Annotated in this window: 16 protein-coding genes; 10 read left to right on the top strand and 6 right to left on the bottom strand. The window is 64.3% G+C overall.

Features of this window, described 5'->3' with window-relative positions; genetic code table 11:
• Positions 1–111 precede the first annotated feature (111 nt).
• Entirely contained in the window at positions 112–4,095 is a 3,984-nt protein-coding gene (locus tag QLQ83_RS09680; RefSeq protein WP_282735320.1) for a bifunctional diguanylate cyclase/phosphodiesterase, read from the top strand.
• Positions 4,096–4,173: 78 nt separating this feature from the next.
• Here QLQ83_RS09680 and QLQ83_RS09675 read toward each other — a convergent pair whose 3' ends face one another.
• Positions 4,174–4,905 carry a FadR/GntR family transcriptional regulator gene (locus QLQ83_RS09675; RefSeq protein WP_282735319.1) on the bottom strand — a complete coding sequence of 244 codons (732 nt, stop codon included), beginning with the start codon at positions 4,903–4,905 and terminating at the stop codon, positions 4,174–4,176.
• 265 nt (positions 4,906–5,170) lie between these two features.
• Here QLQ83_RS09675 and QLQ83_RS09670 point away from each other — a divergent pair, with 265 nt between their 5' ends.
• The 9 genes from QLQ83_RS09670 (at position 5,171) to QLQ83_RS09630 (ending at position 14,964) form a co-directional block, all read left to right on the top strand.
• Positions 5,171–6,163, top strand: a complete 993-nt coding sequence (locus QLQ83_RS09670; protein ID WP_282735318.1) for an asparaginase — start codon at positions 5,171–5,173, stop codon at positions 6,161–6,163.
• 97 nt (positions 6,164–6,260) lie between these two features.
• Positions 6,261–7,262 carry a TRAP transporter substrate-binding protein gene (locus QLQ83_RS09665; RefSeq protein WP_282735317.1) on the top strand — a complete coding sequence of 334 codons (1,002 nt, stop codon included), beginning with the start codon at positions 6,261–6,263 and terminating at the stop codon, positions 7,260–7,262.
• Between the two features lie 3 nt (positions 7,263–7,265).
• Positions 7,266–7,787: a TRAP transporter small permease gene (locus tag QLQ83_RS09660; RefSeq protein WP_282735316.1), complete on the top strand. Its 522-nt coding sequence runs from the start codon at positions 7,266–7,268 to the stop codon at positions 7,785–7,787.
• 38 nt (positions 7,788–7,825) lie between these two features.
• A complete protein-coding gene (locus tag QLQ83_RS09655; RefSeq protein ID WP_282735315.1) occupies positions 7,826–9,103 on the top strand; it encodes a TRAP transporter large permease in 1,278 nt (425 codons plus the stop codon).
• A 9-nt stretch (positions 9,104–9,112) separates the two neighbouring features.
• Entirely contained in the window at positions 9,113–10,396 is a 1,284-nt protein-coding gene (locus QLQ83_RS09650) for a M20 family metallo-hydrolase (RefSeq protein WP_282735314.1), read from the top strand.
• On the top strand, positions 10,380–10,850 hold the full coding sequence (locus tag QLQ83_RS09645; protein WP_282735313.1) for a RidA family protein: 471 nt from the start codon (positions 10,380–10,382) through the stop codon (positions 10,848–10,850). The genes QLQ83_RS09650 and QLQ83_RS09645 overlap by 17 nt, the downstream gene beginning before the upstream one ends.
• Before the next feature lie 16 nt (positions 10,851–10,866).
• Entirely contained in the window at positions 10,867–12,267 is a 1,401-nt protein-coding gene (locus tag QLQ83_RS09640) for an amidase (RefSeq protein WP_282735312.1), read from the top strand.
• A 58-nt stretch (positions 12,268–12,325) separates the two neighbouring features.
• Entirely contained in the window at positions 12,326–13,594 is a 1,269-nt protein-coding gene (locus QLQ83_RS09635; protein WP_282735311.1) for an amidase, read from the top strand.
• Between the two features lie 206 nt (positions 13,595–13,800).
• Positions 13,801–14,964, top strand: coding sequence for a Fic family protein (locus tag QLQ83_RS09630; RefSeq protein WP_282735310.1), 1,164 nt, complete (start codon positions 13,801–13,803; stop codon positions 14,962–14,964).
• 115 nt (positions 14,965–15,079) lie between these two features.
• On the opposite strand, the gene QLQ83_RS09625 is transcribed toward QLQ83_RS09630, so the two are convergent.
• The 5 genes from QLQ83_RS09625 to QLQ83_RS09605 form a co-directional block, all read right to left on the bottom strand.
• Positions 15,080–15,826 (bottom strand): M15 family metallopeptidase, encoded by a 747-nt coding sequence (locus QLQ83_RS09625; RefSeq protein WP_326521405.1) that lies wholly within the window; start codon positions 15,824–15,826, stop codon positions 15,080–15,082.
• Between the two features lie 16 nt (positions 15,827–15,842).
• Positions 15,843–17,120 (bottom strand): TRAP transporter large permease, encoded by a 1,278-nt coding sequence (locus QLQ83_RS09620; protein WP_282735308.1) that lies wholly within the window; start codon positions 17,118–17,120, stop codon positions 15,843–15,845.
• Positions 17,117–17,608, bottom strand: coding sequence for a TRAP transporter small permease (locus QLQ83_RS09615; RefSeq protein WP_282735307.1), 492 nt, complete (start codon positions 17,606–17,608; stop codon positions 17,117–17,119). Before QLQ83_RS09615 ends, QLQ83_RS09620 begins: the two co-directional genes overlap by 4 nt.
• A gap of 218 nt (positions 17,609–17,826) precedes the next feature.
• Positions 17,827–18,861: a TRAP transporter substrate-binding protein DctP gene (dctP, locus tag QLQ83_RS09610; RefSeq protein ID WP_282735306.1), complete on the bottom strand. Its 1,035-nt coding sequence runs from the start codon at positions 18,859–18,861 to the stop codon at positions 17,827–17,829.
• Positions 18,862–18,972: 111 nt separating this feature from the next.
• Positions 18,973–19,908 (bottom strand): LysR family transcriptional regulator, encoded by a 936-nt coding sequence (locus QLQ83_RS09605; RefSeq protein WP_282735305.1) that lies wholly within the window; start codon positions 19,906–19,908, stop codon positions 18,973–18,975.
• Positions 19,909–19,978 lie beyond the last annotated feature (70 nt).

Below are 19,978 nucleotides of genomic sequence, written 5' to 3'. Positions count from 1 at the left end.
GCTGGTGTTCCCAGGCGAAGCACCGCACCATCTGGGGCACCGCGACAAGGCGGCGACTGGGCCGGGTAGTGCCAGGCACCTTGTAGATCACGCGCAGGGAGCACGACGTTCATGCCGTTCAAGACCCGCGATATTGCCCTGGATAGCTGGCTGCTGATGGTATCGGCGGCTTTCGTGCTGATGGGCCTGGCCGGGATGCTGGAGTGGTTCCACTACCCCCCGCAAACGCTGCTGGGCCCGGATGCCTCACTGGCCGCCATGTTGTCCGGTGTTGGCCTTCTCGCCGTGGTCCAGCACTGGCAGCGCACGCGCCTTCTGGCAGGTGGCGGCCTGCTGGTCTTGATGGGATATACCCTGCTGCACAATGCCGCGGTCGGCGGGAGCCAGGAGGGCGCCTCCTGGCTGTCCGGGGAACCGCGGGTTTCCTCACTCCTGGCCGCCTTGCTGGTGGTGGTAGCCGCCTGTCTAGTCTCGGGGCTCGGGCGACAGGGTCTGCGTCGGCTGTGGCAGGTGTGCGGGTGCCTGCTGCTGCTCTTCGGGCTCACCATGCTGGGGATGATGCGCGTCGTCTCGGGGGATGGTCCTGGATGGGAGGGCATGACCGCATCCCCGCTGGTGGTGGCGCTGTTCGCGCTGATGTTCGGCGGCGCCATGGTGGCGGCGACTGCCAGGACGGCCCAGCGACAGCTCAAGCTGGGAAGGGCGGCCGTCATGGCAGGCCTGGCCGGGGTGGTGGCCAGCAGTCTGGCGTGGTACCTGCTCAGCTGGCAGCAGCAGCAACGGATCGACCAGCAGGCGGAGTATCTGCTCGACAACGTTCGCCTCAATGCCGAGCAGGTGATGGGGTCGCACTTGATGCTGATGCAGCGCATGGCCGAGCGGTTGGATGCCTCCGCCATGGGCCTGGAGCCCGCCGTGCTGAACCGTGATGCGGCCAACTACCTGCGTGATACCCCCAGCCTCGAGGTCATCGGCCTGCTGGGCAGCGACCAGGACTGGCGCTGGGGCCGGGCGCGCAGCGAGGAGGCCCGGCGCTGGTGGGCGCAATGGGCGGATTCCGAGCGCGTGCGCGACTGGCTGGACATGCCGTTTCCCCAGCCGCGCATGATGGTGCCCGATGACGGCGCCCCGGGTCTGGCGATCATGGCGATCGCGGTCCCGCGTCGCGACCAGCAGCTGGTGGCCGTGCTGGACATGGCGACCCTCCTGGAGCGTGGGCTGCGCATTCAACTGGGCGGCTTTCAGGTCAACCTCTCCCGTGATGACGAGGCGCTCCTCTCGCTGGCGGCGCCGGGCATGGTCGCGCGAGATGTGACGGATTCCCCCACCTTTGCGGCACGCCACATCGGGCTGCCGGGCGGACCGATGCTCAGTCCCTCCGTGCACCCGGCGTCCGAGGCGAGCTGGCTGCAGGCCGTTATCGTGCCGTCAGCCGTTGGTCTGGGCGGGCTGACGCTGACCTATCTACTGGTCTTCAGCCTGGGGATGGTGCGCCTGGTCCTGGGGCACTCCCGGGAGCTGATGGCGGCGCGGGAGCAGCTCGAGCAGCAGCAATCCATCCAGGCGATGATTGCCGAGGAAGTCCCGCTCGACCAGACGCTCGATGCCATCTGCCTCATGCTCGAGGGGCAACTGCAGGGAGGGCTATGCTCGATCATGCTGGCCGACGACGAAGGTCGCGCGCTGCGCCTGGTGGCGGGCAACAGTCTGCCGGTGAGCTACCGGGAGGCGATCGGCTCGATTCCCATCGGCGCCGGCATGGGCGCCTGTGGCAGCTCGGCCCATGGCCGTGAAGTGGTGGTCTGTGAGGACCTCGCGCATGATCCACGCTGGAAGGGGTTCAGGACCCTGGCCATGAACGCGGGGCTCAGGGCCTGCTGGTCCTATCCGGTGATTGCCAGTGATGGTCGGTTGCTGGGCACCTTTGCGACCTACTATCGGCGGCCGGCCAGACCGGATGAGTCCGAACTGGAAATGACGCGCCAGGCCGTGGACCTGGTGGCCCTGGCGGTGGAGCGCGAGCAGGACCGGCGTTCGCTGTGGGAGAGCGAGCAGCGCTACCGCTCGTTGTTCGCCTATAACCCGGATGCGGTGTTTTCACTGGATCTGAGGGGACACTTCGCCACGGCCAATGAGCATTGTTCTGCGCTGACCGGCTTCCCCGTCGAGCAGATCATGGGCGCGCACTTTTCCCAGTTCCTGCAGCCCGACGACCTGGCGTATGTTCAACAGAAATTCGAGATCACCGCGGCCGGCGACCCCTGCCGCTATGAACTGCAGATCCCCCATCGGGACGGCAAGGTCCGCCGCCTGGACATCACGAATCTGCCGATCGTGGTCGGTGAGCGCATCCAGGGGGTCTATGGCATCGCCAAGGATGTGACGCAACGCCGGGAACACGAGACCCGGCTGCGGATCCTCGAGCGCGGCGTGGAAGCCAGCGTCAACGGGGTGCTGATCGCGGACGCAGGCGAGCCCGATCTGCCGATCATCTATGCCAACGACGCCTTCCAGCGCATGACCGGCTACACACGCGAAGAGATCATCGGCCGCAATTGTCGCTTCCTGCAGGGCGCCGAGACCGATACGGCGGCGGTTGAGCAGGTTCGCCAGCAGCTGGCTCGCCAGTGCGAGGTGCACGTCACCCTGTGCAACTATCGCAAGGACGGCACCCCCTTCTGGAACGATCTCTACATTGCCCCGGTGCGCGATGAGGAGGGGCAGGTCACCCACTATGTGGGCATCCAGCATGACATCTCCGAACACAAGGCCTATGAGGCCCGCCTGGCCCACCACGCCAGCCATGATGCCTTGACCGGCTTGGCAAACCGCGCGTTGCTCGAGGATCGGCTGGTCCATGATTTCGAGCTGGCCAGGCGTCAGGGGCATCTGCTGGCGGTCCTCTTCGTCGACCTCGACGAGTTCAAGCCGATCAATGACAGCCTGGGCCACGCCATCGGGGACCAGCTGCTGCTGGGGGTCTCACAGCGCCTGTCCGCGGCGATGCGCGCGGGCGACACCCTGGCGCGCCTGGGCGGCGACGAGTTCGTGGTGCTGCTGCCGGACCTGCACAACGAGGAGCAGGCGCTGCAGGTGGCGGAGCGGCTGCTGGCGCTCATTGCCCGGCCCTATCGGGTCGGCGAGCATGAACTTTCGCTGTCTTGCAGTATCGGCATCGCCGTCAGCAGTGCGGAGGTGTCCCAGCCCAACGAGCTCATCCAGCAGGCGGACATGGCCATGTACCGGGCCAAGCAGCAAGGCCGCAATGCCTACCATTGGTTCACGCCCGCGATCACCCATCGGCTGGGCGATCGCGTCGCGCTGCGCAATGAACTCCAGGAGGCGATCGATGTGCAGGCCTTCGAGCTGCACTATCAGCCATTGATCGACCGGCAGGGTCGGGTCGTGGGCGTGGAGGCGCTGTTGCGCTGGCCAAACCCCCTGCGCGGTTATGTCTCTCCGGCACAGTTCATTCCCCTGGCCGAGGAGACCGGCCAGATCATCCCGATCAGCGAGTGGGTACTCCGCCGGGCCTGCCATGACCTGCGAATGCTCGACGGGGCGGGGCAGGGCCTCCTGAATGTCGCCGTCAACCTCTCGCCGCTGCAGTTCCACCGCTCGAGCTTTCTCGGCAACCTGCGCCAGACCCTGGCCGTCACCGGCTTACCGGCGCCAAAACTGTCCCTGGAGCTGACCGAAGGCGTGTTGATGAACGATACCGAAAGTGCCATCGACACCCTGCATGCCCTCAGGGAGATGGGCGTGGGCGTCGCCATCGACGATTTCGGGACCGGCTTTTCCAGCCTCAGCTACCTCAAGAACCTGCCCATCGACACGGTGAAGATCGACCGCAGCTTCGTCAGTGAAGTGACGCGTAATGCCGAGGATGCCGCCATCATCCAGGGCATCATCTCCATGGCGCACCACCTCGGGCTTATGGTGGTCGCCGAAGGCATCGAGCATGAGGAACAGCATCGCCTGCTGATGGCGCATGGCTGCGATCTCTTCCAGGGCTTCCACCTTGCGCGTCCCATGCCACTGGAGCGCCTCATCGAATTCCTCGAAGAGAGCCGATCAGTCTCCCTGGGTGAGTAGCGTTGCCAGCAGCGGGAAGGCTCGGGAGTAGGCAGGTTCAGCGCGTCAGCATCAACTCGACCAGCTTACCCGTCGGACTCACTCCCGATACGTCAGGTTGGTCTCCCAGCTTTTCGCGCTTTCCTCGATGGCGCGTCTTACCCCCTCGGCATCACCCGCCTGGAAGGCGGCATAGATCGCCTTGTGATCGTTGAGGGCGGTTTCCGGCAGTGTCTGCATCGAGGTCTCGAGGGCCGCCTCGATCAACTCCAGTAGCGTCCGGCCGACCCGGATCGTCATGGGATTGTGGGTGGCATGCAGGATGGCGCGATGGAAGCTGACATCGTGGCGTGATGTCTGCTCGCCGTTGGCAATCGCCGTGGCCATGTCGTCAATGGCCTGCCGAATGCGCTGATGGTCTTCATCAGTGGCGTTGGTCATTGCCTGGAGGGTGTAGGCGGGCTCGAACATCGCCCGGAACTCGAGCACGTCGCGCGTCATGCCACGCGCCAGGATCATGCCGAAGGCCATGGGGTCGACCAGGGGATCCCCCGGCTCGCGCCGGATGATGGTGCCATGGCCTCGCCGGACCTCCACGATACCGATCGCCTGGAGCATCTTGATGGCTTCGCGAACGCTCGATTTGCCGATGCCCAGGCTCTGGGTCAGTTCGGTCTCGGAAGGCAGGTAGTCGCCTGGCTTGAGGTCACCACGAATCAGCGCGGACTTGATCCGCTCCAGTATCTGAAAGGCAATCGAGCTGCGTTCGATGGAGCCGCCGAAGCGTTCCGACGGCTCCGGCGAAATGGCCGGGTTGGACAAGGTGTTCATCAAAAGTTCTCTTGCTGTCGTTGGCCTACGAGAGCATGGGTCGCTGGCGTGCTGAGCCCGGTCGTTTGTGGCGAGACATCACTCTACGCAATGTGGAGCGTGACAAACGGCGCTTGCATCTCGGCATGAGCTGAGTCTAGCATGACCCAAGTCATCAGACATCAGATGTCTCATCAGTGGGCCGGCTCAGGGACGAGACGGTCGTCGAGATGACCTGCATGTGAAGCCCATCAGGGCGCGAGAAAATCAGATTCGGTGCCATGCCATGACCAAACAGCGCGTCATCGTGCTCACTACAGGTGGCACGATTGCCAGCAAACCCGGCGGGACCGGACGCAACGTGTCCGGGGCCATGTCAGGCGAGTCGCTGCTGGAACGTGTGGCCGTGCCGCAGACGCCCGACCTGGAGGTCGAGGTTCGATCGATACTCCAGAAGCCAAGCAATGCCATCAGCCTGGACGACCTGATGGAGATGGCTCGCCAGTGTCAGGCACTGGAACAGGATCCCGATGTGATCGGCATCGTTATCACGCATGGCACCGATACGCTGGAAGAGACCGCCCATTTCCTCGACATCACGCTCTCGCTCGAGGCCTGCGCCCTGGTCATGACCGGCTCGCAACGTGCCCCGCACGAGGAGGGCACCGATGCCTTTCGCAATCTTGCCAATGCCATCACCGTTGCCGCAGCCCCCCGAGCAAGAGGCATCGGCGTGACGGTCGTCTTCAACGAGTCGATTTTCGCCGCGCGCAGCGTCCGCAAGCTCAACAGTTATCACGTGAACGGTTTCGGGGCACCGGGTTTCGGCGCGCTGGGGTATGTGGATGGCCAGCGGGTCCACCTGGCTCAGCTGCCACGCCGGGCAACCCCGCTCCCACTCGGCGATCGCCTGCCCCGTATCGACATCCTCTCGAGCTACCTGGATGCCAGCCCGCGACTGATCGAGGCCGCAGTGGCCAGCGGCGCACAGGCGCTGGTGGTGGAGGGCCTTGGCCGCGGGCATGTGCCGCCGACGTGGTTGGAGACCATCGGCGAGGTAACGCGTGGCGGTATACCGGTCGTCGTGGTCTCCGGCTGCCACGAAGGGCCGGTCAACACTCGCTATGAGTTCCCAGGGAGTCTGGCCAGTCTCCAGGCACACGGGGCCATTGCCGTTCGCGACTTGAGTGCGCGCAAGGCTCGCCTGACCCTGGCTGTCCTGCTTTCCACCGAAGGCACGGAGGGCATTGCCGCTCGCTTTGAACAAACGATGTCCTGATCCTGCTGAGTCGGAGGTGTTGATTCGGCAGGTACTTGACGCCAAGCCAGCGCTTGGCCCCACCACCACAGCCCACCCACATAGATAGGTGCAAACAATGAATAACAAGTTGACCAAGGTATCACTGGCGGCCGCAATCGCGGCAGTATCTTTCGGGTTCAGCCAGGCGCAGGCGGCGGATTTCAACTTCACCTTCGCCCACGTGCTGATCGAGGAAACCCCGAACGGACAGGCGGCGCTGCGCTTCAAGGAGGAAGTCGAGGAAAAGTCGGACGGACGGATCAGCATCGAGGTGCTCCCCGCCGCGCAGGTGGGCGGTGATGTCGAGATCATCGAGCAGATCCAGATGGGGCTGGTCGATATCGGCATCCCGCCGACGGCCACCCTGGGGAATTTCGAACCGCGCATGCAGATCCTCGATCTGCCGTTCCTGTTGCCGGATTACGACACCATGGTCGAGGTGCTCGACGGTGACGTTGGGCGTGAGATCCTCGATACCCTCGATGACGACAACATGTATGGCGTGAACTTCTGGGGGGCCGGTTTCCGCCACATCACCAACAATGTCCGTCCGATCGAAACCCCGGAGGACCTTGCCGAGGTTCGCATGCGGACCATGCAGGCGCCAATCATCATCTCGACCTATGAAAATCTCGGTGCCAATGCGACGGCGATGGCCTTCACCGAGGTGTACAACGGCCTGCAGCAAGGGGTCGTCGAGGGTCAGGAAAACCCGCTGGCCAACATCTACACCATGCGCTTCTACGAAGTGCAGGATTACCTGTCGCTCACCAATCATGCCTATCACGCCTATGCGGCGGTCATCAACAGCGACTCCTGGAACTCGCTGCCCGAGGATCTGCAGGAAGTGATGATCGAGGCGTTCGATAACGGTCGCCAGGCGTCGCGCGAGCTCACCCTTCAGGATGAGGAACGAATCCTTCAGGAGATCGAAGGCGAGATTGCGATCAATGAGATCACGGACGAAGCGCGTGAAGCCTTCATCGAGGCGAGCATGCCGGTGCATGAAGAGTACGAGGATATCGTGACGACAGAGCTTCTGCACAAGGTCTACGACGCCGTGGGCATCGAGTACTGATCCATGTTCGAAGCGCTCAATAAACTCATTGATCGCTTGGAAAAGGTGGCGATGGTCGCTTTCATGTCGATTGCGACCATCATCACCACCTTCCAGGTCGTCTATCGCTACGGCTTCAATAGCTCGCTCTCCTGGGCGGAAGAGGTCGTGATCTACTCCATTGTCTGCATGAGCTTCGTCGGGGCCAGCATGGGGGTTCGCCATGGGGTCCATATCTCGGTGGACGTGCTGAATGCCTTCGCACCCCCTGCGGTGAATCGTTGGCTTCACATCCTCACGGCCGTCCTGGGCATCGCGTTCGCCATTGCCCTGGCCTATCTGGGGTTCAGGCTGTTCTTCAGTACCCTTGATCGTGGGATGCTGTCCCCTGCGATGCGCATGCCCATGGCCTGGGTGTACTTTCCCATTGGCCTTTCAGGGCTATTGCTCATCATCCGCTATTGCTGGGTGATCCGGGAAGTGTGGCATAAGCCACCTGTCTCGATGGCCGAAGAGCTGGCTGCCGAGAAAGACAAGCTGGTGTGACGGTCGTCCTGCCCATCGCGACTACCTGAGGAAACCTCATGATTACGGCCTTGTTGCCCATCTTCTTTGCGGTATTGCTGTTGGGGCTGCCGATCTTCGCGGCGCTGGCCTTTGCCGTGATACTCGCCATCCAGTTCTTTGGCAACACCGACCCGGTCATCGTGCCGATGCGCATGTTCTCGGGCATGAACAACTTTTCGCTGATGGCGATTCCCTTCTTCATCCTGGCCGCCGAACTGATGCGCATTGGCGGCCTGTCAGACCGCCTGATCGATCTGGCCAAGGCGCTCGTCGGCTGGGTGCCCGGTGGGCTGGCAGCGGCGACGGTGCTGTCCTGTCTGTTCTTCGGTTCCATCTCGGGGTCGAGTCCGGCCACGGTGGTCGCCATCGGCAGTATCATGTTCCCCGCCCTGGTGGCGGCCGGTTATGACAAGCGCTTTGCCATCGGAGTGATCGCCACGGCGGGGACCCTGGGGCCCATCGTGCCCCCCAGCATCGCACTGATCATCTACGGTTCGGTCACCGGCACCTCGGTGGGGCGCCTCTTCGCCGCCGGACTGCTGCCCGCGATCCTGATTGCCTCGATCCTCATCGCCTATTGCATCGTCTACGCGTCCTTCAAGGGCTATGGCCGCAGCACGTTCCCGTCGCTGCGCGAGATCGGTTCGGCATTCAAGGCGGCGGCCTGGGGGTTGGGCTTGCCGGTCATCCTGCTGGGCGGGATCTACAGCGGTGTTTTCACCCCTACGGAGTCCGCCGCCGTGGCCTGCATGTACGGCCTGTTCGTCGGGATGGTGGTCTATCGCAAGATCGACCTGAAGAACCTGCTGTCGACGCTCAACAGTGCGGGGCTGATGTCGGCGTCCCTGTTGCTGATCACCGCGGGGGCATCGGCCTTCTCCTGGTTGCTGGCAATTACCGGGGCACCGACTCAGCTGGCAGGGGAGGTGCTCTCATGGACCGAAGACCCAATCCAGGTCATGGCGCTGTTCAACGTGGTCATGCTCATTGCCGGCTTCTTCCTCGACAGTGCCTCGGCGATCATTGTGCTGTCGCCACTGCTGCAGCCCATTGCCGCTCAGGTCGGCGTGGACGCGACCCATTTCGGCGTGATCACGCTGATCAACTTCTCGGTCGGCATGATTACCCCGCCCGTGGGCCTCAACCTCTTCGTGGCCATGGCCATCTCCAAGATGACATTGCCCGAAGTGTTCAAGGCCTGTCTGCCGTTGATCGGCCTGATGCTGCTGTCCCTGGTGATCATTACCTACGTGCCCTGGTTCAGTACCTACCTGCCTGACTTGATCTACCGCTGAGGAGGCGTCATGACAGAGATAGCGCATCTTCATGAAGCGCTGGATGGGCAACGCCTCTGGGACGATGTCCAGGCGCTGGCGACCATCGGGGGCCTCGAGCCCAAGGGGATTCGACGGCTGGCCCTCGACGCCCAGGACAATCAGGCTCGCCTGTGGCTCGCCGAGCAGGGCCTGTCGCTCGGCTGCCGGGTCTATTTCGATGCCCTGGGCAATCTCTTCCTGCGTCGCGAGGGGCAGGATGCCTCCCTGGCCCCGCTGTTGATCGGTAGCCACATGGACAGTCAGCCCCAGGCCGGTGCGCATGATGGGGCCCTGGGCGTTCTGGCCGGCCTGGCCGTGCTCAGGACCTTGCAGGAGCAGGGCATTGAGCACCGTCGCCCGCTCGAGATCGTCTCCTGGACGAACGAGGAGGGCGCGCGCTTCGCACCAGGTGCCTCGGGATCTTCCTGGTTCGCCGGGCAGCGGGAGTATGACGATATCATGGCCGCCCTGGACGGCGACGGCGTGCGCTTCGGTGATGCCCTCCAGGAGTGCCTGACCCTGCTTGAGGACAAGGGGCTCGAGTACCGTCCGGCCCCCTTTGTACCGCACGCCTTTCTCGAGCTTCACATCGAGCAAGGGCCGGTGCTGGAACAGCAGGGGAAACCGGTGGGGGTCGTCAGCGGGATTCAGGGGGTCAACTGGTATCGCATCCAGGTCGAAGGCGTGGCCAATCATGCCGGCACCACGCCGCGACAGGCCCGCCGGGACGCCTTCGATGGTGCCCATGAGCTGGTGACAGCGCTGAAGGCGGCGACACGGGAACAGGACGATGACCTGCGCTTCACCATCGGCAAGTTCTCTCTGTGGCCCGATGCCGTCAACACCATTGCCCAACGGGCCAGCTTCACCATCGATCTGCGCCATCCCGACGCACGGGTGCTGGAGGCACTCGACCGCCACTTCCATGCCCTGGCCGAGGAGCAGTGGAGTGGCTGTGATGTCACCCTCGAGGTGACCTCGCGGGTGGCGCCGGTGGCATTTCCCGAGCCTCTGCTGGCCGTGCTCCGCGAGAGCGCCGACAGTGTCTGTGCAGAGGCGCCGGAACTGGTTTCGGGTGCCTTCCATGATGCCATCCATCTGGCGCATGTCTGCCCGACGGCCATGCTCTTCACGCCCTGCCGAGCGGGCATCAGCCATCACCCCGACGAGCATATCGAGCGTCAGGATGCCGACATCGCGGCGCGTGCCCTGGCACACGCTGCCGAGACACTACTGATAACAAGGAATAACGCCCATGACTCAGACCATTGACGCGGCCGTCGCCGCTCAGGGTCTCACCCTCCCCGCCATCCCGCGACCCCGCGGCGCCTTCCTGCCCTGGTCACGGCTGGGCAGCCAGCTGTTCCTGGCGGGCCAGATCTGTGAACGAGATGGCGAGGTCCTCTATCCGGGTAAGGTGGGCACCGAGTTCGACCTGGCGACCGGCAAGCTGGCCGCTCAGGCTTGTGCGCTCAATCTTCTCGCCTCGCTCAGCGATGCCGTAGCAGGCGATATGCGCCGTGTGGTGCGCTGTGTGCGCATGAACGGGTTCGTGAACGTGGCGCCCGGCTTCCACGACGTGCCGCTGGTGATCAACGGTGCCTCGGATCTCTTCATTGCCCTGTTCGGAGAGAATGGACGCCATGCCCGCACGGCGATCGGTGTCGCCACGCTGCCCGGAAATGCAGCCGTCGAAGTGGAAGCGATCTTCGAGATTCGCGACTGATACCAGGAGTCACGCCATGACGGATTCACCCCTGATGCGCCCGCTGCGCGAACAGTATGCCGGGCTTCGCAGCGGCAAGCTCACCGCCGCCGCCCTGGCCGAGGCCTCTATGGAGGCCAACAGAACCCGCGGCCAGCGGGATCATGTCTACCTGACCTGGAATGGCGAGGTCGCCCTGGAGACGGCCAGGGCCACCGATCGCGTGCTGGCAAGTGGCGGTGACACGGGGCCGCTGATGGGCGTGCCGGTGTCGATCAAGGATATCTATGCGGTACCGGGACTGCCGACCTATGCCGGATCCGCTCGGCGATTGCCGCGACACTGGGAGGAGCCCGGCCCCATGGTCTCGGCGCTGCTGCGGCAGTTGCCCAGCGTCATGGGCAAGACCCATACCGTGGAGTTCGCCTTCGGTGGTCTGGGCACCAATGCCCACTGGGGGGCGCCCCGCAATCCCTGGGACCAGGCCCATCACCGGACACCCGGTGGGTCCAGTGCCGGTGCCGGTGTATCCTTGGTCAACGGCACGGCCAGTCTGGCGCTGGGAACCGATACGGCAGGCTCGGTACGTGTGCCTGCCGCGATGACCGGTGTGGCAGGTCTCAAGACAACGGTCGGGCGCTGGTCCACGGCGCAGATCGTGCCATTGTCGGCCACGCTGGATACGCCGGGCTTGCTTGCCCGCAGTGTGGACGATCTGGCCTTTGCCTTCGATGCGCTGGACGGGGTCCTGACGTCGCGATCCCGCGGCATACCATCGCGCCCATCACTGGCCGACCTGACCTTCGGGGTTCCGGAGGCCTATTTCTGGGAGGACTGCAGTCCGGGCATCGCCGAGTCCGTTCAGGCCGCCATTCGTCAGCTTGAGGCCGCAGGGGCGCGCATCGTGACGCTCGATCTGCCCCGTACCGATGAGGTCTTCACCCTGTTCCAGCAGGGCGGGCTGGCAGCGGTAGAGCTGGCCGCCTTTCTCAAGACCCAATTACCGGAAGCCATCGACGGCCTGGATCCCAATGTGGCGGCCCGGGTCAAGGCGGCCGACGACATCCCCGGCTGGGAATACGTTCGTCGCTGTGACGTGCTCAAGTCGCTGTCGGCAAGCGCCGCCGAGTGCCTGACCCGCGTCGATGCCCTGTTGACCCCGACCGTGACGCTGACGCCGCCGACCCTGGAGAGCCTCGAGCCGGACGGGGCCTATGCCAGGGCCAACATGCAGGCCCTGCGTAATACCGTGGTGGGCAACTTCATGGGGCTGTGCGGGCTGACACTGCCGGTGGGCAAGGATGCTGCGGGCATGCCGGTGGGGTTGCAGGTGCTGGCCGGGCCCTGGCAGGACGCGCGGCTGCTGGCCATCGGTCAGGCCATCGAGGAGGAACTGGGTAACAGCCTGGCCATCCTCGGCGCTCCGCCGGCCCCGTGATATCGCCGTGACCGGGCCACGGCAGCCGGTGACCCAAAGCGCAGAGAGGAGAGCAGGCATGACCGACAGTGTCGACGACACCATCGACGCCTTCCGGGCCCGGGTGGCCCGAGGCGAATGCGAGGAGCTGACCTGGTGGCATGCCTGCCAGGCGCGCATCGAGGCGCGTGAAGCGGGTGTCCAGGCCTGGGAATACCTCATGCCAGCGACGTCGACCGCGATCCTTCCGGGTACGGGGCAGCGCTTGCGCGGGGTGCCGGTGGGCATCAAGGACATCATCGACACCGCCGAGATGCCCACCACCTGGGGGACCGGCGGCTATCTCGTGTCGCCGGAAGCCGTCGTGGATGCCGCCGTGGTCACCCTGCTCAAGCGTCAGGGGGCCATGCCGCTGGGCAAGACCGTGTCCACCGAGTTTGCCTACTTCACGCCCGGCAAGACGCGTAATCCCCAGGATCTCTCGCGGACGCCGGGCGGCTCCTCCAGTGGTTCGGCCGCCGCCGTGGCGGCCGGCATGGTGCCGCTTGCCCTGGGCACTCAGACGGCCGGCAGCATCATCCGTCCGGCGAGTTACTGCGGCGTCTTCGGCTTCAAGCCCACCGTCAATACGGTCTCCTTCTCGGGGATCAAGGCCTTCGCGCCCTCGATGGATACGCTGGGCTGGTTTGCCCGCCACATCGAGGACATCTGCACGACCTTCACGGCCCTGACTCGCGCCGAGTCCATCGAGGCGCTGCCCGATCTCGGCGGCATCCGGGTCGGGCTGCGCAGCCTGCCCGGCGACAGGCCGCTCGATGCCGGTGTCGCCCAGGCCCTGTCCAATACCGCCAGACACCTGGAGCAGGCCGGTGCCAGGGTGAGTGCCTTGCCCCTGGATCCCCGCTATGACGACCTCGTTGCCCACCACCAGGTGGTGCTGGCCTACGAGGCGGCGCAGTCGCTGGCCAGCGAGTTTCAGCAGCATGGCGAGGAGATGGGCGCCAGGCTGGTCGAGCTGATCGAGGAGGGTCTGGCGACCTCCTATGCCGAGTATCGGGCGTCCCTTCTGGCGGCCGAAGAGTGCCGACAGGCCCTGTCGCGGGTGTTTGCCGATGAGGTCGACGTGATCCTGGCGGCGAGCGCCCCGGGCGTTGCCCCGCCAGGGCTGGATGCCACCGGCGACCCGGTCTACTGCCGGGCCTGGACGCTGCTCGGCGTGCCGTGCCTCAACCTGCCGCTGAACACGGGGCAAGAAGGGCTACCGGTGGGGGTGCAATTGATCGCCGACCGCTGGCAGGACGAGCGTCTGCTGTCGATTGCCCGAACGCTGGTGCCGCCTGCAGGGTAGGGGGCCTTCGCACGGGACGCGCATGGGCATCCAGGCGGTTTGACGCCGATGATGACACGATCCGAGCGTTGATGGCCTGTCAGGTGGCCGGTAGCAAGGGGACCTCGCCACTTGCCTGCTGAGTCGAATGGGCGCATTATTCAAATCATAATGTGAGCCGAATATGGTGTGTAATCGGCTCTCTGGCTTCGTCCAGGTGATGTGAAATGACGGTTCAAGCCCCGAGATGGATCTGGCAGCATCACGACTGGCCTCGTTTCACCTGGCAGGCGGGAGAGATTCAGCCCCGCCTACAGAAGTGCTGGAGGAATCTGGGCATCTTGCTTGGCCGGTCAGGAGCGCTCGGCCTCGGTGATGAACAGGAGGCAGAAGCGAAGACGGCTCTGGATACGCTTTTGCAAAACATCGTCACCTCATCGGCGATTGAAGGTGAGCGCCTCAATGTCGCCTCTGTGCGTTCTTCTCTTGCACGGCAGCTTGGCATTGAGGAACCGGACGGCCCACCCTCGCCGCGGGCCGAGGGCATGGCTGAATTGATGCTGGATGCCATCCTGAATTCTGACTCACCGCTGGATGCAGAGAGGCTGCTTCAGTGGCATCGATGGCTATTCCCTGATGCTGAATCTTCCCTGACGGAACTGCGGCCTGGCCAGTGGCGTGGATTGGAGCCGATGCAGGTTGTATCGGGCCGAATGGATCGACCCAGGGTGCATTTCGAAGCGCCACCCAGAGAGGGTTTGGAGATTGAGATCGATCGGTTCCTGGAATGGTTCGAGTCCAGCCGTCATGATCCAGCGCTGGATCCTCTCATTCGAGCGGGCATGGCGCATTTTTGGTTTGTGACCCTTCATCCGTTCGAGGATGGCAACGGGCGTATCGCCCGGGCAATCGCCGATCGCGCCTTGGCGCAAGCGGACCAGCAGAGTATTCGCTTGTATGCCATGTCAGCAGCGATCCTGGCGCGAAGGGACGATTACTATCGCTGCCTGGAAGCGAGCCAGCGGGGAACTCCGGACCTTACCGCGTGGCTCGCCTGGTTCCTGGATACCTTGGACGCCACGCTGTTGGACGTACTCGACAGGGTCGGTCGTACCCTGGTCAAAGCCCGTTTCTGGCAGCGCTTCCGGATGGCCGGTCTGCTCCCCGCGCAGATCAAGGTGCTTAACCGGCTGCTTGATGGAGGGGAAAGGGGATTTGAGCAAGGCATCAGTGCTTCTCAATATCAGAAAGTGACGAAGGTCAGTAAGGCAACGGCCACGCGCCACCTGGCCGGGCTTGTGGAGAAAGGTTGCCTGGTTAGGCTCTCTGCAGGAGGTCGAAGCACGCGCTACCAGGTGCCGGAACTGCTTCGCCAGGAAGAGGATCAATAGGTCCACCAGAGCCGAGGGATTCCCATCCAGGCGTTGGAGTAAGTCTTCTCGGTGTAAGGCAGGGCCAGTTCTGTTTCGTGTGGCGGGTAGCGAATTGTCGCAGTAGGCCCCTGGCTCACAGCTGTCGCCGCCAGCGACTTTCAATGGTCTCGAGTTCCGCCGGCCCATAGAGGGCCTGGGCATGGCCACTGTAATGGGCCCATAGCTGGTCGCCCGCATCGTAGTGCCACCACTCGCTCGGCAAGTTGGTGAAGCCCTGCTCCCGCATCGCGCCATAGAGGCGGCGGCGGTTGTCGCGGGCCTGTCGCTGTCGGGCGTCCGGGCGAGGAATCTCCTCCAGCGCGACGGTGTGGGAGGCCGGCACGGCCTCGTCGAACAGGGTGCCCATGTCCAGCGGCAGCCCGTCGGCATCGCTCAGGGTCACATCCACGGCACCGCCGGTGAGATGGGGGCTCGGCGAGCTCGCCTCACGACTGGGCACGGAAACGAATTCCCGCGTTCGCTCCAGTAGCGTCTCGTCGCTGAGCTCGGGATGGTGAGAGCGGATGGCCTCCTGCAGCGTATCGAAGAGGTACTGCTGCACGCGCCAGGGTCGCCAGCCGTCCAGGACCACCAGCCCGTATTCGGCAGGCAGGGAGCGTGCCACCTCCAGCAGCCGCCGATAGACCCCTTCACGGACATAGCATTCGTTGATCGCCCCGGGAACGTCCTGCTTGGCATAGACCGGGAAGATCCTGATCGGGGACGGTGCCAGGCTCAACGGCACCAGGGGCTCGTCACTTCCCGTGATGGGGATGCGGCTCACCACCGACCAGTCGGGGTCGGGGTGGCGGTCGATGGGCGATGACAGGGAGCGGTTCACGGGCGTCTCCATGGGGTCAGCCAAGCTGGGTCGGTAGCCAGAGGGTCAGGGAAGGGAAGAGGATCAGCAGGATCAGTACCAGGATCGCCGTCACCACGAACGGCCAGATGGTACGAAACAGCGAGGTGATCTCGAGCCGACTCACCGCGGCCGCGACGAACACGCAGGCGCCCATCGGCGGGGTGATCAGGGCAATCGTGATGTTCAAGGTGATGATGATGCCCAGGTGCACCGGGTCGATGCCCGCCATCATGGCCACGGGAGAGAAGATCGGCGTCAGCAGCATCAGGGCCGAGACCTCCTCCATGAACATGCCGGTGACGAAGGTGATCAGGCTCAGCAGCAGCAGGATCACCACCGGCTGCTCGATGTAGGGCGCCAGCAGGGCCACGAACTCGTTGGGCACCTGGGCATAGGAGAGCAGCCAGCTGATGGTGGCCGAGGCGGCCATGATCAGGAAGATTGCCGAGGTCAGGCGCGTGGTGTCGAGCATGGCCTTCCAGAAGTCGGCGAGGCGCAGATTGCCCTGCGCCAGGCCGCACAGCGCCACATAGAGCGCCGTCAGTGCCCCGGATTCGGTGGGCGTGACGAAGCCCATGACGATCCCCGAGACGATGATGAAGGGTGCCACCAGCGCGGGCAGGGCGCCCAGGGCCGTGACGACCAGCTCCCGGCGAGAGGGGAGTCCGCCACGCTTTTCCAGTCCCTTGTGCCAGGCATACCAGGCATTCATGGCCATGAACGCCAGGCCCAGCAGCAAGCCCGGGATCACGCCGGCAAGAAACAGGTCACCGACCGAGGTGTTGGTGAGCGAAGCGTAGAGGATCATGAAGATGCTGGGCGGGATGATCGGCCCGATCAGCGAGCTGCCGGCCGTCAGGCCCGCGGCGAAGGCGGTGGAGTAGCCCTCCTTGCGCATGGGCGGCACGAGCAGCGAGCCCAGCGCCGAGGTGTCGGCCACCGCGGAGCCATTCACCCCGGCGAAGAAGATGCTGGAGACCACGTTGACATGGCCCATGCCGCCGCGCAGGTGCCCGACCAGCAGCTTGGCGAAGGCCATGAGCCGGTCCGTCAGCCGCGTCACGTTCATCAGGTTGCCGGCCAGGATGAACAGCGGAATGGCCATCAGCGAGAAGACATTGATGCCGCCGAAGAACTGCTGGGGCATCATGCGCGGGATCATCGCGGGATCGACGAACATGAAGCCCACCACCGCCGTGGCCAGCAGCGAGATGAACAGCGGCAAGCCCAGCAGGACATGCACGAGGAAGACGGCCAGCATGGTCAAGGTCATGCGGGATCCTCCGTGAGTGTCTTGAGGGGCGCCGGACCATGCCACAAGGCATGCCAGGCCAGCAGCGCGAAGCCGATCGGCACCGACAGCATGGGAAGGGTCCTGCTGATGCCCAGCCCCTGGCTGGTGAACATCGAGACGGACATTGCGTAGCGATAACTGACGATGGCGGCGCCAATGGCAATGACCAGCGTCAGGAGCCACTGGTAGAGGTTGAGGAGGCGGCACAGCGGCGCCGGAAGCAGGCGCTCGATCAGCGCGACGCGCATGTGGCCACCCTCCACCCAGACGGCTCCGGCCCCGAGCAGCACGCTGCCGATGATCAGAAAGCGGGCCAGCTCGTCTGTCCAGATCGGCGCTCCGCCGGCGAGGTAGCGCATGAACACGCCGAAGAGGATCACCGCCAGATCGATAAGCAGGAGGCTGCTGGCAACAGTCAGTGACACGGACCGGCTGACGGCCAGTACGCGGGAGTTAGATAACGTCATGAAGGAATGCCATTTGTCATGGGGCAGGGGGGTAGCCCCTGCCCGAACTACAGGACGTCTCAGGGACGGCGCGGCTTAGGCTCTGTCTGAAAAGTCGGCGAGCGAAGGCCAGACAAGGCAAAAATCGGCGAAAAGACGGAGTTTACGGGGTGTAAATGAGTACTTTGAGCCGGTTTTTAACGCCGTATGGACGAGCGCAGCCAGTTTTCGGACAAAGCCTACTCGGCCAGGTGGGTCATCCCGGCATCCTCGAGTGCCATGTCGATGAAGGACGGGTCGATGTCCTGCTCGCCGAGCCATTCCAGATAGGCCGGCTGGCCCTGCTCGCGAAACGCTGCCAGCTCGTCCTCGGAGGGCCGGATCACCTCCATGCCCTGCTCCTCGAGGTAGGCGATGCGCTCGTCGACACGGGTCTCGTTGTGCTCGCGGGCCAACTGGTTGGCCTCCTCCACCGCCTCCATGACGGCCTCGCGCGTCGCGTCGTCCCAGCCGTCGATCATGGCGCCGTTGCCGACCAGGAACTGGTCCGAGTACTGGATGTTGGCCAGCGTCAGGTAGTCCTGCACCTCGTAGAGGCTGCCCATGATGATGTACATCGGCGGGTTCATCTGGCCATCGGCGACGCCTGTCTTCAGCGCCATGTAGACCTCGGTCCAGGGGATCGGCGTGCCGGAGGCCCCGAAGGCTTCGTAGAGCGCGACCTGGCTGGGGTCCATGGCACGAAAGCGCAGCCCCTCGAAGTCGCTGGGCGAGGAGATGGGTTTCTCGTCGCTGGTGAAGGCCAGAAAGCCGCCTTCCTCGACCACGGCCAGCAGCTCCACGCCGGTGCGCTCGCGCAGGGCGTCCTCGACGGCCTGCCAGTACTGGCCTTCGTCGAAGAAGGTGCGTGCCGATTCGAAGTCATCGAAGAGGAAGGGAATGGCGCTGACGAACACTTCCGGCACCAGGGGAGACATGCCCGCGAAGGAGGCGATGTTCAGGCTGGGGCTGTTCATCGTCTGCTCCATGCGCTCCTGTTCCTCCCCCAGCATGCTGTTGGGGTAGAGCTTGAGCTCGATGTCGCCGTCGGTCTTTTGCTCGACCAGCTCCTTGAGGTTGGTGGCGAAGACATGCACGGCGTTCTTGTCGGGATCCGGGGCGCCGTTGTAGCTCAGGTCCACGGTCGTGGCGGCATGCGCCTGGCTGGCCAGGGTGCCCGCGGCCAGGACGGCGGCGGTGAGGGAGGACACGGCAAACGATCGAGTAGGATTCATGCTTGGACTCCGGGCGTTGTTGTTGGCGGAACGGCCGGCCTGTTGGCCGGTATATGGGCAGACTAGGCGTTGCTGCGTTGACTAATCAAACCCTAAAGCGTTGCTTTTACGTCAACACTTGGCGCTGAGCAGGCGCGGTGCATCGGCATTGAAAAAGCGCATCCCCCGGCAGAGGTGTTCCAGACAGGCCTTCGAGGCCACCGTGAGCTCGCGGCCGGTGAGGCTCACGATCTGGGCCCGGGCATCGCTGAGCACAGGATAGGCCATGGGGAGGACGGTGATATCCCCTTGCTGGATCTCCTCGGCCACGGTCAACTCGGGCATGAAGGTCACCCCGATGCCCGAACGCACGAAATTCTTCAATACGGCCACCGAGTTGGTGTGCAGGCGCGCCTGCAGGAAGATGCGCTCCTGGTGGGCCACGGCATTGACCATCTGGCGCATGCCGAAGGGGTTATCCATCAGGCCGATCGACCAGCGCACCAGGTCCTGCAGGGCGACCGGCCGCGGGCAGTGGGCCAGTTCATGGTCGGTGGGGACGATCAGGTCCAGTGGCTGGCGCGTCTCGACATGGCAGGTCAGCTGCGGGTCGACGGGGGGCGCATAGAGGAGGGCGAGCTCGACCTCGCGATCCTTGACCAGTGCCATGGCCTCGTTGACCCCGGCCATCACCACCTCCAGCTCGATCCCCGGGTAGGTGGTCATGAAGGATTGCAGGGGAGCGGAGATCAGGTCGGCGATGAAGCCTTCGCCCACCGCGATCCGGACCTGGCCGCTGACCAGGCCCTGCAGCGCCGACAGGCGGGAGATCACGGCGTCCTCTGCCGCCTGCTGGCTATGGTAATGATCAACCAGCATGCGCCCCGCCTCGGTCACCTTGATGCCACCGGCATGGCGTTCCAGCAGCCGGGTGTCGAGCTCTTCCTCGAGGTAGCGAATCTGCCGGCTGATCGCCGAGACATCGATGCCGAGGTAGGTGGCCGCCTTGCGCAGTGAGCCGCGACGAATCACTTCGCTCAGGTAGGACAGCGCGCGAGTGTTGAGCATCGGCCGCAGTGCCTCGTGAAACAGAGATGGAAAAGGAGAGCAGTGCGTCTCTGGGGCGGACCATACATTC

The organism is Halomonas rhizosphaerae, assembly GCF_030010555.1.
GTDB classification, from domain to species: domain Bacteria; phylum Pseudomonadota; class Gammaproteobacteria; order Pseudomonadales; family Halomonadaceae; genus Halomonas; species Halomonas rhizosphaerae.
Note: the sequence above shows the minus strand (reverse complement) of the source record. Positions and strands in the feature narration are given on the sequence as shown.